At 44.0% G+C, this 13,227-nt stretch carries 13 protein-coding genes; 9 read left to right on the forward strand and 4 right to left on the reverse strand.

The features are described from left to right. The first annotated feature begins 69 nt into the window (after window positions 1–69). From AC07VD_RS16600 to AC07VD_RS16615, 4 genes are all read left to right on the forward strand, one after another. Window positions 70–1,254: a DUF4885 domain-containing protein gene (locus AC07VD_RS16600; protein ID WP_494721851.1), complete on the forward strand. Its 1,185-nt coding sequence runs from the start codon at window positions 70–72 to the stop codon at window positions 1,252–1,254. A 317-nt stretch (window positions 1,255–1,571) separates the two neighbouring features. Next, window positions 1,572–2,960 carry an amino acid permease gene (locus AC07VD_RS16605; protein WP_015252942.1) on the forward strand — a complete coding sequence of 463 codons (1,389 nt, stop codon included), beginning with the start codon at window positions 1,572–1,574 and terminating at the stop codon, window positions 2,958–2,960. A gap of 111 nt (window positions 2,961–3,071) precedes the next feature. Beyond that, window positions 3,072–3,320 (forward strand): sigma-G-dependent sporulation-specific acid-soluble spore protein CsgA, encoded by a 249-nt coding sequence (gene csgA, locus AC07VD_RS16610; RefSeq protein ID WP_024571599.1) that lies wholly within the window; start codon window positions 3,072–3,074, stop codon window positions 3,318–3,320. 16 nt (window positions 3,321–3,336) lie between these two features. After that, window positions 3,337–3,528, forward strand: coding sequence for a DUF5370 family protein (locus AC07VD_RS16615; RefSeq protein ID WP_003234886.1), 192 nt, complete (start codon window positions 3,337–3,339; stop codon window positions 3,526–3,528). A gap of 26 nt (window positions 3,529–3,554) precedes the next feature. On the opposite strand, the gene blaOXA is transcribed toward AC07VD_RS16615, so the two are convergent. Then, complete coding sequence (gene blaOXA / locus AC07VD_RS16620; RefSeq protein WP_494721852.1) at window positions 3,555–4,358, reverse strand: class D beta-lactamase; 804 nt, start codon at window positions 4,356–4,358, stop codon at window positions 3,555–3,557. A 172-nt stretch (window positions 4,359–4,530) separates the two neighbouring features. Here blaOXA and cypC point away from each other — a divergent pair, with 172 nt between their 5' ends. Continuing rightward, the gene (cypC, locus tag AC07VD_RS16625; protein WP_494721853.1) at window positions 4,531–5,784 is read left to right on the forward strand and encodes a CYP152 family fatty-acid peroxygenase CypC; all 1,254 of its coding nucleotides are present in this window, start codon (window positions 4,531–4,533) and stop codon (window positions 5,782–5,784) included. Between the two features lie 40 nt (window positions 5,785–5,824). Here cypC and AC07VD_RS16630 read toward each other — a convergent pair whose 3' ends face one another. After that, a complete protein-coding gene (locus tag AC07VD_RS16630) occupies window positions 5,825–6,085 on the reverse strand; it encodes a YbyB family protein (RefSeq protein WP_003234883.1) in 261 nt (86 codons plus the stop codon). A 267-nt stretch (window positions 6,086–6,352) separates the two neighbouring features. Here AC07VD_RS16630 and aimA point away from each other — a divergent pair, with 267 nt between their 5' ends. Continuing rightward, complete coding sequence (gene aimA / locus AC07VD_RS16635) at window positions 6,353–7,972, forward strand: glutamate/serine transporter AimA (protein WP_003246447.1); 1,620 nt, start codon at window positions 6,353–6,355, stop codon at window positions 7,970–7,972. A 46-nt stretch (window positions 7,973–8,018) separates the two neighbouring features. On the opposite strand, the gene AC07VD_RS16640 is transcribed toward aimA, so the two are convergent. Both AC07VD_RS16640 and glpT read right to left on the reverse strand, forming a co-directional pair. Beyond that, entirely contained in the window at window positions 8,019–8,900 is an 882-nt protein-coding gene (locus AC07VD_RS16640; protein ID WP_024571596.1) for a glycerophosphodiester phosphodiesterase, read from the reverse strand. A gap of 98 nt (window positions 8,901–8,998) precedes the next feature. After that, the gene (gene glpT, locus AC07VD_RS16645) at window positions 8,999–10,333 is read right to left on the reverse strand and encodes a glycerol-3-phosphate transporter (RefSeq protein WP_129092207.1); all 1,335 of its coding nucleotides are present in this window, start codon (window positions 10,331–10,333) and stop codon (window positions 8,999–9,001) included. 296 nt (window positions 10,334–10,629) lie between these two features. Here glpT and AC07VD_RS16650 point away from each other — a divergent pair, with 296 nt between their 5' ends. The 3 genes from AC07VD_RS16650 to AC07VD_RS16660 all read left to right on the forward strand — a co-directional run bounded on the left by AC07VD_RS16650 (window position 10,630) and on the right by AC07VD_RS16660 (window position 13,134). Beyond that, window positions 10,630–10,878, forward strand: a complete 249-nt coding sequence (locus AC07VD_RS16650; RefSeq protein WP_015715167.1) for a YbeF family protein — start codon at window positions 10,630–10,632, stop codon at window positions 10,876–10,878. A 91-nt stretch (window positions 10,879–10,969) separates the two neighbouring features. Further along, on the forward strand, window positions 10,970–11,887 hold the full coding sequence (locus AC07VD_RS16655) for a bifunctional helix-turn-helix transcriptional regulator/GNAT family N-acetyltransferase (protein WP_024572723.1): 918 nt from the start codon (window positions 10,970–10,972) through the stop codon (window positions 11,885–11,887). Next, window positions 11,884–13,134 carry an MFS transporter gene (locus tag AC07VD_RS16660; protein ID WP_494721912.1) on the forward strand — a complete coding sequence of 417 codons (1,251 nt, stop codon included), beginning with the start codon at window positions 11,884–11,886 and terminating at the stop codon, window positions 13,132–13,134. Before AC07VD_RS16655 ends, AC07VD_RS16660 begins: the two co-directional genes overlap by 4 nt. The last annotated feature ends 93 nt before the right edge of the window (window positions 13,135–13,227 follow it).

Raw genomic sequence — 13,227 nt, forward strand, 5'->3', positions numbered from 1 at the left:
TTGAGGTTAATATATACATTATCTTTGCCGATAAAAAAGAATAAGAGAGAATACTCGGGAGGGAATTCAATGCGTCTGAATCGGCAATTTATCCGCACTCAGCTGATGGCACAGAACATATTGAGCAAGAATGCGCCTGCCAAACGGGAGAATGCGACTGAAAATCCAGCGACAGTTCTGGAAAAGGCATACAGCAGGCTTAAGTCACAATCTTCAACTGGGGGAATCAATCAGTTCAATTATTCTAAAACCAGCGTGTCGGGAAACAGCGGGATGTTCAGCAAAGTGTATCAATCAGCGAATGATCGAACAGTGACAGACACAGGGGAAGAAACAGTGATACAATCCCAAAACCCCTATGAATCTGAGAGTGATATCAGAATCAAAATACTAGATGAAAAATACAGCAGGATGAATGCGATTAATAAAACAAAGTCTGATCCATTAGGCTATATTAAGGATAAGTACCAAAATTCAAAGTCTCCTTATTTCAGAAGTGATCTGTCAGCTGCAGAAAGACAGGCCGCTTACGATAATGAAACAGAATGGCTATTCAAAGGGAAGGCGCAAAACTATAACCTCCAGGATGCTGCGTTTCGGAATGTCACATTTCATGGGGAAGTGGAAGCTGAGAATGAAAAGGTGTATCAGCGGGGACAGGTTAACCAGCAGCTGCAAGTGCTGTTGAATCGAAACCATATTCATATTCCAGAGGGGACAGAGCTGACGTTTACAATCACACCGATTGACTATCAGGTGCGGGTGAGCGGGACAGACGATCAGGATCTGATCAAGCAAATTGAGCAAGTGCTGCAATCTGGAGACAACAGCAAAGAACTATTTTTACACATCATGAAAAGCCAAAGCAGTGATTCAACACAATTTTCCGAAGAGGCCTATCAAAAGTATCAGGCAGCTCGTGAGATGTACGAAGTCACAGGCTATCAATTGAAGGATTTAGAAGTCATTGATGGACGGTACGTCACGCCTGAGGGACGTGACTTAATAGATGTATATAAGGAAGAACTTGAAAAAGATCCAGTGCAGAAGCAAACGGCTTCTTATGCTATATCTTACTATCGTTCAGAGCTCAGTAAAATCGCGGAAGCCGGGTATAATGCCATTCCGGATTTCATCCTATCAATTGATTACAGCAATGGATCTCTGAGAGATGTGGGACAAAGCAAGAGCTATGGGACCGGAGATACCGGGTGGCTTGAAGCATTAAAGCGTCAAACGGGTGTGAATTATTAAGTAAGCTGTTCATGTAGAACAGCTTATTTTTTATGAGAATCTAAGGGGTGTATTAATTTCAATATTCAAACAATTTTATTATTTTTATATAAAAGATTTTAAAAGAAGTGAACGATTCAAAACTCTGAACAAAGGTGTTTACCTGAAAAAAACAATTGTATTTTCCAGAGAAATTTATTATGATGAAATAAGTAATTTAGGAGATTATATAACAATTTTAAGTTTGAATTTTCTGATTGTTATCACTGATTCATGTGAAGGCAAGCAGGTCTGCTATTTTCTCATTTATGAGTATTTTGATAGGAGGAGGAAGAGGAGTGGCAAATAAAGAATTAAAGAGGGGCCTGGGTGCGCGCCATATTCAGATGATCGCCTTGGGCGGTACGATCGGTGTTGGCTTGTTTATGGGTTCTGCCAGCACGATTTCATGGACTGGCCCATCTGTCCTTCTGGCTTATGCAATATGCGGAATTTTTATCTTTTTTATTATGCGTGCGATGGGTGAAATGCTGTATGTCGAGCCGAGCACAGGTTCTTTTGCGACGTTCGGCCATCAATATATTCATCCGATGGCAGGTTATATAACAGCATGGAGCAACTGGTTCCAGTGGATTATCGTCGGCATGTCAGAAATTATCGCTGTCGGTTCTTATATGAAGTATTGGTTCCCGGATTTGCCTGCTTGGATACCTGGTATCGTGGCAATGGTGATTCTTGGTGCGGCGAATTTAATTTCTGTTAAGTCGTTTGGGGAATTTGAGTTTTGGTTTGCGATGATTAAAATCGTGACGATTATCTTGATGATTATTGCGGGAATCGGAATTATTTTCTTCGGTTTTGGCAATGGCGGAGATGCGATCGGTTTGTCGAACCTGTGGTCTCACGGGGGCTTCTTTGCAGGAGGTTTCTCTGGTTTCTTCTTTGCACTGTCTCTTGTCATTGCGGCCTATCAAGGAGTTGAGCTGATCGGGATTACAGCGGGTGAAGCGAAGGACCCGCAAAACACGCTAAGAAATGCGATTCAAAGTATTATCTGGCGTATTTTGATTTTCTACATTGGTGCTATTTTTGTGATCGTGACGGTGTATCCTTGGGATGAGCTCAACTCACTCGGAAGTCCGTTTGTGTCTACGTTCTCGAAAATTGGAATTACGGCAGCGGCCGGCATTATTAACTTTGTCGTGATTACTGCTGCAATGTCCGGCTGTAACAGCGGTATTTTCAGCGCGGGCCGCATGCTGTATACACTGGGTGTCAATGGACAAGCACCGAAATTCTTTAAGAAGATTTCACGCAATGGTGTGCCGCTGTATGGCACAATTGCGGTGCTGATCGGTTTGGCTGTCGGTGTTGTGCTGAACTATATCGCTCCGCCGAAGATCTTTGTCTATGTATACAGCGCAAGCGTGCTCCCAGGGATGATTCCTTGGTTTATCATTTTGATCAGCCATATCGGATTCAGAAAAGCGAAGGGCGCTGCATTAGATAAACATCCATTCAAAATGCCGTTTGCTCCTTTTACAAACTATTTGACGATTGCTTTCTTGCTGATGGTTCTGGTTGGCATGTGGTTTAACGATGATACTCGTATCTCTCTGATTGTAGGCGTAATTTTCTTAGCGCTTGTGGTCATTAGTTATTATGTGTTTGGGATTGGCAAACGCACGCAGGCCAATTTGACAAAAAGCGAACAAGCAGCTGAATAACGATAAAAAAGAGACATTCGCGGATGTCTCTTTTTTTATTTTTCGCGTATGGATTTTCCCTATTTTAGCAAGCTATAGGGTAAAGATAGCAGAAGGAAAGGTGTTCATAAAATGGATGTTACACTCGGTTATTTGCGCGAATCACTTTCGAATCATCTAGAAAATGAAGTCTGCCAGCGTATTTGCAAGAAGATGCTGGCGAAGCGTTATGCAAATGAAGGGGAATTTGTAAAAGACTTAGATGATAATGAAATGTCTTTTTTGAACCATGTATTAGAAAAAGAAATTAAGTATGCCCAGAATGAACAGGATCAAAAACGGGCCAAGGAATTAAACGAGGTGTATGAATTACTGCTTTGAGAAAGGCGGGTAAGAAATGGGAGCAATTGAACGAAGCGGATATACATTTCAGCCGGAGTTTAGCGTTGTCCGTCAAAACGGAGCCATCCATGTGTACCATCAAGGAGAATTTGTGGAAGAAATCGAATTTGAATTTAACGGGGAATATCCCGATCATGATTTGATTGAAGAGCTTGTGAATCATTATTGTTTTGAGCATGAGATTTAGAGCCCTGCCGTGCAGGGCTCTTTTATTTAGGATGTGATCAGGCCATACTTTTTCAGGATATCCACGGTGATGTTTTTGGCTTTTGTGCCGGAATCATCGACATTGGTGACAAAGACATAAGAGCCATGCTCTGTTTTGATGAATCCGACAAACCATCCTAATCCCATATCAGTCAGGCGGGTTCCGGTTTTCCCGTAGAGCGTGTAATGATCGCCTTCCTCTTGAATCATCATGCGCTTGACGGTTTTCATTACCGGCTTGTCAAATGGAAGCTCCTCTTTAGCCAGTTTCTCCAAAAAAGTTTCTTGTTCCAGCGGAGATATTGTAAGCGAGCTTTGCAGCCAAAACTGGTCGATTCCCCCGCTGATATCCTCGTTGCCATATGATAGTGTATGAAGCCATGATTTCATCCTTTCCTCGCCGATATCCCGCGCTAATTCCTGATAATACCAGATTGCGGATTCGCGTATGGCCGAGCCAAGCGTATGGTCGCGGTTCCATGATTCGAATTCACGCTTGACCCCGTCCCATCGTTTAACATCGTATTCATCTCTTACAGCTTTGACCTGCAAACCGATTAAGGCGTTCACGACTTTAAAGGTGGATTGCGGAGTTTGTCTTTGATTTGCCCGTTTTCTGTTATAGACAAAAGTCTGATCCTTTTGTAAATCGTGAAGAATGAAGGTTCCATCCGTATCCTTGAATTCGACATCGACATGCATTCTGCTGACATTCAAGTGTTTTTCATGAGCAGATGATGCTGCGTGGACGGAGAAGCCGCCGATCCCTGCAATACTCAGCACAAGCACAATATATATCCATTTTTTCATTTTGTTCTCCCCTTTGTTTTGATTAACTACCTTTTCTCTCTTTCGTTTGTTCTTCCTTTAAAAAATAATCAAAAAGCGCTTAAATTTGGTTTTGTAAACAAATACTGTTACTGGGTTTATAGTCGGAAGATAACGTGAAAATAGAGGGTAAAAAGGAAGGCAGGGTAAGCGGATGAATGAGCAGATTCCACATGACAAAAGTCTCGATAACAGTCTGACACTGCTGAAGGAAGGGTATTTATTTATTAAAAACAGAACAGAGCGCTACAATTCAGATCTGTTTCAGGCCCGTTTGTTGGGAAAAAACTTTATTTGCATGACTGGCGCTGAGGCGGCGAAGGTGTTTTATGATATGGATCGATTCCAGCGGCAGAACGCTTTGCCTAAGCGGGTGCAGAAATCGCTGTTTGGTGTTAATGCGATTCAGGGAATGGATGGCAGCGCGCATATCCATCGGAAGATGCTTTTTCTATCATTAATGACACCGCCGCATCAAAAACGTTTGGCTGAGTTGATGACAGAGGAGTGGAAAGCAGCAGTCACAAGATGGGAGAAGGCAGATGAGGTTGTGTTATTTGAAGAAGCAAAAGAAATCCTGTGCCGGGTAGCGTGCTATTGGGCAGGTGTTCCGTTGAAGGAAACGGAAGTCAAAGAGAGAGCGGATGACTTCATTGACATGGTCGACGCGTTCGGTGCTGTGGGACCGCGGCATTGGAAGGGAAGAAGAGCAAGGCCGCGTGCGGAAGAGTGGATTGAAGTCATGATTGAAGATGCTCGTGCCGGCTTGCTGAAAACGACTCCCGGAACAGCGCTGCATGAAATGGCTTTTCACACACAAGAAGATGGAAGCCAGTTGGATTCCCGCATGGCAGCCATTGAGCTGATTAATGTATTGCGGCCTATTGTCGCCATTTCTTACTTTCTGGTGTTTTCAGCTTTGGCGCTTCATGAGCATCCGAAATATAAGGAATGGCTGCGGTCTGGAAACAGCCAGGAAAGAGAAATGTTTGTGCAGGAGGTCCGCAGATATTATCCGTTCGGTCCGTTTTTAGGGGCGCTTGTCAAAAAAGATTTTGTATGGAATAACTGTGAGTTTAAGAAGGGCACATCGGTGCTGCTTGATGTATATGGAACGAACCACGACCCTCGTCTATGGGATCATCCCGATGAATTCCGGCCTGAACGATTTGCGGAGCGGGAAGAAAATCCGTTTGATATGATTCCTCAAGGCGGGGGGCACGCCGAGAAAGGCCACCGCTGTCCAGGGGAAGGCATTACAATTGAAGTCATGAAAGCGAGCCTGGATTTCCTCGTCCATCAGATTGAATACGATGTTCCGGAACAATCACTGCATTACAGTCTCGCCAGAATGCCGTCATTGCCTGAAAGCGGCTTTGTAATGAGCGGAATTAGACGAAAAAGTTAAATTAAAAAGCTCTCTTCCTTTATCGAAGAGAGCTTTTTGATTACTTCTTTTTTTCATCGTAGTATTGGACGGGATACATGGAGCCTTCTGATACCATTTTGTTGTCCTCGATATCTTGCGGGTCAGGGTGGCCGGCTTTATCAACTGGGAACGTTTCCATGTCTGGCTGTTTTGTTATTTTCATCTTCATGCTGTGAATGAATTCTCTTGCCTTTTGGCGATTTGACGGGTCTTTTAATAGATAAGAAGTGATGCCGACAGTTGAAACAGCGAGACCTGAAAGTAACAGCTTTTGTTTCATGGTGATACTCCTTTCTATTTTAAGAATAGTGTTTCCTGTATCATTCCCGTTTTGGAAATAGCTAAACCTATTATGTTTTTATCATTGGAATTAACAGTAAATTCCATTTAAGAAGAAATTAGTGACTTCATTCCTGTATTGGAAGGTAATATACATTGACTTATTATAGTTTCAGTCAAAATTCGATAAATATTGACAAAGTAAAGTAATCAGAATAATAATATAATTAGCAAGAGAATGTCATCATACATGAAAGGTGTTTACGATATGAATCAATTGCATCGAAGAATGGGAACGTTTTCCCTCATGATGGTCGGGCTCGGGTCGATGATCGGTTCAGGCTGGCTGTTCGGGGCTTGGCGTGCGGCTCAAATAGCAGGACCAGCTGCTATTATTTCATGGGTTATTGGAATGGTCGTCATTTTATTTATTGCTCTTTCTTATAGTGAACTAGGTTCTATGTTTCCTGAAGCGGGGGGAATGGTAAAATATACGCAATATTCACATGGTTCGTTTATCGGTTTTATTGCGGGCTGGGCCAACTGGATTGCGATTGTGTCCGTCATTCCGGTTGAAGCGGTGGCCTCCGTTCAATATATGAGTTCTTGGCCTTGGGAATGGGCGAAATGGACAAGCGGTTTGGTGAAGAATGGAACGCTGACTGGGGAAGGACTAGCATTTGCCTCTGTATTGCTTCTCATTTATTTTCTGCTGAACTACTGGACAGTCAATCTATTTTCGAAAGCGAATTCATTAATTACGATTTTTAAAATTATTATTCCGGGTCTTACGATTGGAGCTTTGCTGTTTGTCGGATTCCACGGAGAAAACTTTACTGGCGGTCAAAGCATTGCGCCGAATGGCTGGGCAAGTGTGCTGACGGCGGTTGCCACTTCAGGTATCGTTTTTGCGTTTAATGGTTTCCAAAGCCCGATTAATATGGCGGGTGAAGCAAAAAATCCGGGGAAATCAATCCCGATTGCGGTTGTTGGCTCTCTTTTCGTTGCGACAGTGATTTATGTCCTGCTGCAGATCGCCTTCATTGGAGCTGTGAATCCTTCTGATATTGCTCACGGCTGGAGCCATCTGAATTTTAATTCTCCTTTTGCTGATCTGGCGATTGCGCTGAATATTAACTGGCTAGTTATTGTGTTATATGCAGATGCATTTGTATCACCGTCTGGAACGGGGATTACGTATACGGCGACAACGTCCCGAATGATTTACGGAATGGAAAAAAACAAATACATGCCGAGTATATTCGGGAAGCTTCATCCGATTTACGGCGTTCCGCGACAAGCAATGTTCTTTAACTTGATTGTGTCGTTCATCTTTTTGTTCCTGTTCAGAGGGTGGGGTGTATTAGCGGAAATTATTTCCGTTGCTACGTTAATTTCTTATATCACCGGCCCGATCACAGTGATGACATTGAGACGGACGGGGAAAGACCTGTACAGGCCTCTTCGTTTAAAAGGCTTAAACGTGATTGCGCCGCTTGGATTTATCTTCGCGTCACTGGTGCTGTATTGGGCGCGCTGGCCGTTAACAGGGCAGGTCCTGTTTATTATCCTGATCGGTCTTCCGATTTATTTCTATTATCAGGCGAAGGCAAAATGGAAAGGGTTTGGCCGGAACTTTAAAGCCGGCGTCTGGATGGTGTTTTATCTGCTGGCCATGATGGTCATTTCTTATTTGGGCAGTGATAAATTCGGCGGCCTGAATGTCATTCATTATGGCTGGGATATGGTTCTGATTGCGATGGTATCACTTGTATTCTATGTGTGGGCGCTGAAGAGCGGCTACCAGACAGAATACTTAAAGGATGCGAAAGAGATAAATTCTCAGCTGCTTAATGGACAGTCAGAAGCTGCTGCCGGAAAAGAATAAAATATAGAAGAAAACCTTGCTATAGTTGTCGCAAGGTTTTTTGCTTTTAATAACCCTTTTTTACTTTGTGGAAAAGATCAGGATAGTTGGTGAACACTCCTGTTACGCCCCAATCAAGCAGGCGATGCATATCAGCTTCATTATTGACTGTGTAAGGGTGAAGCAGGAGGCCGTGGCTGCGGATCATACGGACGTTTTCTTGATTTAAAGCTTTATAATCCGGGCCCGCACCGACAGCGTATGTTTTGATTTCTTCCAGGGCAGCATCTGTCATTGACGCCATTTGTTTGGCTTCCAGCAATTGAACGGTCGGCAGTTTTGGCTGTAATTGATGGACTTTTACCAGACTTTCTTTGCTGAACGATTGAATGATCACCTGGCCTGGCTTAGAATGCTTCCCCAGTAATTTATGTTTCTGCAAAGAAGCGATCAGTTTTTCTTCCATACCTGGGTAGGTGTCAGGCGATTTTGTTTCAATGTAGTAGTTCGCGTGCTTTCCGAAACGGTCTAATACCTCTTCTAATGTAGGAACTTTAAGGCCGACGTACTGCGGCTTTGCTTTTTCCGGATAGGCTTCATTAAACCAAGAACCGGCGTCAAGCTTCTTAATGTCTGCGAGCGTATGGTCTTTCACCCAGCCCGTTCCGTTTGTGGTACGGTCCAGTTTTTCGTCATGCATGACAATCAATTTTCCGTCTTTTGTCATTTGCAGATCCAATTCAATATAATCAGCTTTCATTTTCTGAGCGGTTTCGTAAGACAGAATCGTGTGCTCAGGCACATATCCAGAAGCCCCTCTGTGCGCGACGGTCAGGATACGGTCAGGTGACAGCAGGTTTCCTTTTGACGCTGCCGACACTGGCGTTACCATAAATGAGAGTAAGCCCAGCGACAGAACAAACAAGGCCAGTATTCTATTTTTTCTCATGATTTTTCCTCCTTATAGATAAGCACTACCTGTCTTTCATATTAAAAAACGGATGTAAACCGCGTGTTGGAAAACTATTAATCTTTTATGTGTCTTTCTTAAACATGCTCTGCCCGTTTTCCTGTATTCCATGTCAAAGCCAAGAAGACGATGGCAAGAACGCAAGAAGAGATCAGCATGATAAAGCCGCCGTTCCAGTTAAAACGGTCAACGACAAAGCCCATAATGGCGTTTGCGAAGGCGGATCCGCCGATGTATCCGAAAAATCCGGTCAAACCGGCTGCAGTTCCGGCTGCTTTTTTCGGTGCTAGATCAATTGCTTGCAGGCCGATCAGCATAACAGGTCCGTAGATTAAGAAACCAATGCTGATTAAGGCGATATTGTCTACGAGCGGATTGCCGGCCGGATTCAGCCAGTACACCAATACGGCAATGAAAACACCCGCCATAAACAAAACGCCTGCCGGTGCCCGGCGGCTTTTGAAGAATCGGTCACTGATCCAGCCGCACAAGATCGTTCCCGGTATGCCTGCGTATTCGTAAAGAAAATACGACCAGCGCGAGTCTTCAGGAGAAAAGCCTTTGGCTTCTGTTAAGTAAGTAGGCGCCCAGTCAACCACGCCGTATCGCACGAAATAAACAAATACATTGGCAAAAGCGATGTACCAAAGAAATTTGTTGTTCAGCACATATTGAAAAAGAATTTCTTTTGTTGTTAATTCTTTTTCCTGATTTTTAAAAGCGTGTTTTGGATAGTCATTCCGATACTCTTCAATTGGCGGGAGTCCGCAGGATTGAGGCGTATCACGAACCAATAAAACAATTAAAAATGAAATGATAATGGCGATGATGGCAGGGAAGAAAAACACGCTTTTCCAAGTGACGAACATCGCGATCCCAAGAGTGACAAGCGGAGCAAGAATACCGCCGCCTATGTTATGGGCGACATTCCAGATCGACATTTTTGTGCCGCGTTCACTTATAGAGAACCAATGGGCCATCGTCCTGCCGCATGGCGGCCAGCCCATTCCTTGAAACCATCCGTTGATAAACATAAAAATAAACATGATGGTGACGCTCGAAGTCACCCAAGGCATTGAAACGAATAGAATATTAACGATTGCTGATAAAAATAGGCCTGTCGCCAGAAAATATCTCGGATTACAGCGGTCAGACACCATTCCCATGATGAATTTGCTGAAGCCGTACGCAATGGACACAGCGGCCAGCACCAAACCCAGTTCTGTTTTCGAAAATCCCTGTTCCTGCAGATAAGGAATGGCGAAGGCAAAGTTTTTCCGCAGCAGGTAGTAGCCTGCGTAGCCAATGAAAATACCAATGAATACTTGCAGCCTGAGCCGTTTGTATGCCGCATCCATCTTTGAATCGTCCAGTCTCTCAATGTGAGGAGCCGGTTTAAATATATTAAGCATTAACAATTATCCCCCTTTGCTGTTTGTGCTGGATGTGTGGCGTGCCTCCTTTCCCGAAAAACAAAAAGAGCCAGAAAACACCCCTTGTCAAAAGGGGTTGGATTCCTGGCTCTCCTCATCTCCATCCAAGCTATTAACTTATCATGATAGCGCTTTCTTAAATTATCATAGTCCGGAGCGAATGTAAACGGGGAATTTTCAAATTGGGCCTTAGGGAAGTAAATATTATCCTTTTACTAAATGCAGTTATGTTTTTTTACTAGTAACATAAAAATCTGGAGGGAGGCTGTTTAAAGGTGGATGAATTAGATATCGCATTCTTTATTTTACCGTTAGGAATTATGCTGCTATCGATTGTCGGGACCTGTATTTGTAAAAACCCGTATCTGATGCCAATGCTTAGTTTGGTGATTTCTCTTGTGCTCACCTTTACCATTTTTAATGAATCATTTTTGGGATGGGCTGTTGTCTATAGCTTGGTTTCTCTGGCTTTATCCTATATCACATTGATTGTGGTAAGGAAAAGGAAGGAATCAGGAAATTAAAAAGACCTCACTTTCTAACATATCGTTGACTAAGGCAACTATATGTGATTATAATTGGCTTAGTCAACAATATTAGAAAGTGGGGATTGATTTGAAAACAAGAGAATCATCTGTCGGATTAAAATTCAGAAAGTTCAATCGATTTTATACAAACGTCCTTGGTTTCCTTAATGAGCACATTTACGACAGCCCGTTTTCCTTAACAGAAACACGGATTTTATTTGAGATTTATAATACGCCTAATTGTACGGCAAAAGCTCTTCAGGATAAGCTGGGGCTTGACCGGGGATATGTCAGCAGGATTGTGAAGCAGTTTGAAAAAGAAGATTTGATCTATAAACAGAGGAGCAAAGATGACGCCCGCCAACATTATATTTTTGTCACAGAAACAGGAAAAACGATTTATAAAAAGCTGGAGGAGAAAGCCAACGAACAAGTAGAACTGATGCTGAAGGAAATCAACCAAAAGGAGCAGCACAAGCTTGCCGAGGCAATGGCAGAGATTGAAGCGATCCTTTCACAATCGCTTTCTGCCAGAGCATCAGAGATATCGATTAGAGATTATTTTCTTTCGGAGGATCTTCAACTCCTTATTGAGAAACAAAGACAATTTTACGCGGAGGCTCACGGTTGGGATGACACGTTTTTAGCTTATCTTCAGGAGACATTTGACGCTGACATCGAAAAAATATGGATTGCGGAAAGCGGCGGGAAATTTGCCGGCTCTGTCGGGTTGGTCAAGCATGATGAAAAGACAGTCCAGCTCAGATGGTTTCTGGTTGATGCGGATTTTCGGGGCAGGGGGCTCGGCACGCAATTGCTGGAGCATCTGGTTGCATACTGCCAAGACATGAAGTTTGACCGCATTTTCCTTTGGACGGTGAGTACCATGGCTGAGGCTCGTCCGCTCTATGAAAAATTTGGATTCAAGATAAGTGAAGTGAAACAAGAAGCGCCATTATGGGGACAGCAGCTGACAGAAGAACGGTGGGATTTGGAGCTGTCATGAAAAGACTGCATTATGCTTGGGTCATCGTCTCCGTCACCTTCTTGATCTTATTGGCGGTTCAGGGGGTGCGGCTGTCGTTTGGTGCGTTTGTGGAGCCGTGGGAACGGCAGTTTTCAATGGATAGAAGCACCATCTCGCTGATTTCGACGATGAGTTTTATTGTTTATGGCATATCACAGCCTGTGATCGGTCGGCTTGTGGACAAATGGGGTGCCCGGGCTGTTTTGGCATGGAGTGCGTTACTGACAGGAGTCAGCATTTTCTTAACATACCTAGTGACTTCGCCTTGGGAGCTGTTTTTGCTTTATGGGCTGGGTGTCTCGCTTGGAGTGGGCGGAGCATCGAATGTGGCGGCAAGTGTATTGGTCGTCAATTGGTTCAGCAAAAAGCGGGGACTAGCCTTTGGGATCATGGAAGCAGGCTTTGGCGCGGGGCAAATGCTTCTCGTTCCCGGCTCACTCATGTTGATCCATTGGTTTAGCTGGAAGCTGACGGTTGTGGTGTTGGGACTGCTGTTAATCGTGATTGTCTTTCCGGCTGCGCTGCTGATGCTGCGGAACAATCCTTCAGAAAAGAATACAGAGCCGATAGGCGGACTGGCTGCATCAGAAAAAGAAACAGCACCCAAAACAACAGCTCTTTCAGTGGCCGGGATGTTTCGTATGAGGCAATTCTGGTTCTTGATTTTTCCGTTTTTGATCTGTGGTTTTACGACCGTGGGGCTGATGGATACCCATTTGATTCCATTTTCTCATGATCATGGCTTTTCAACGACAGTCACGAGTGCTGCTGTCAGTCTGCTGGCAGGCTTTAATATTGCTGGCATCTTGCTGTCCGGAATTGTAGCGGATCGGTGGAGCAGCCGGAAAATCCTGTGCTTTTTATATGCGGTGCGGGCGCTGTCGATCGTGATTCTTATTTACAGCCACGAGCCCTACTTGCTTTTAGCCTTTGCGATTTTGTTTGGATTAGTGGACTTTGCAACGGTAGCACCGACTCAAATACTCGCCACCCAGTACTTTCAAAACTACTCGATCGGCCTCATGATTGGCTGGCTGTCACTCGCCCATCAGATCGGATCGGCACTAGGTGCGTATGTGCCCGGCGTCATCTACACGGTAACGGGTGAGTATACACTGGCTTTTTATTTGTCGATTGGAATGCTCGTGCTTGCGAGCGTAATGAATGTGATGCTGAGGGAGCCAGCGGCGGTTACGCGTGACAGTGCGGCTGTGATAGAGAAGTGATGAGAGCAGAGGATAAGCATCTCTGATTTGGGATTATTCAGAGATGCTTTTTTTGTATTTTTATTCTAATACGAAGTCGATCATACCGACTAT

Source organism: Bacillus sp. GW821-FHT01G09 (genome assembly GCF_059422205.1).

Excerpts from the sequence above, each read along its gene's own strand:
- AC07VD_RS16630 (WP_003234883.1), bottom strand. The coding sequence starts at position 6,085 with ATGAAACAAAAGCTGTTACTTTCAGGTCTCGCTGTTTCAACTGTCGGC.
- blaOXA (WP_494721852.1), bottom strand. The coding sequence starts at position 4,358 with ATGAAAAAATGGATATATATTGTGCTTGTGCTGAGTATTGCAGGGATC.
- AC07VD_RS16640 (WP_024571596.1), bottom strand. The coding sequence starts at position 8,900 with ATGAGAAAAAATAGAATACTGGCCTTGTTTGTTCTGTCGCTGGGCTTA.
- csgA (WP_024571599.1), top strand. The coding sequence starts at position 3,072 with ATGGATGTTACACTCGGTTATTTGCGCGAATCACTTTCGAATCATCTA.
- cypC (WP_494721853.1), top strand. The coding sequence starts at position 4,531 with ATGAATGAGCAGATTCCACATGACAAAAGTCTCGATAACAGTCTGACA.
- aimA (WP_003246447.1), top strand. The coding sequence starts at position 6,353 with ATGAATCAATTGCATCGAAGAATGGGAACGTTTTCCCTCATGATGGTC.
- glpT (WP_129092207.1), bottom strand. The coding sequence starts at position 10,333 with ATGCTTAATATATTTAAACCGGCTCCTCACATTGAGAGACTGGACGAT.
- AC07VD_RS16660 (WP_494721912.1), top strand. The coding sequence starts at position 11,884 with ATGAAAAGACTGCATTATGCTTGGGTCATCGTCTCCGTCACCTTCTTG.
- AC07VD_RS16600 (WP_494721851.1), top strand. The coding sequence starts at position 70 with ATGCGTCTGAATCGGCAATTTATCCGCACTCAGCTGATGGCACAGAAC.
- AC07VD_RS16615 (WP_003234886.1), top strand. The coding sequence starts at position 3,337 with ATGGGAGCAATTGAACGAAGCGGATATACATTTCAGCCGGAGTTTAGC.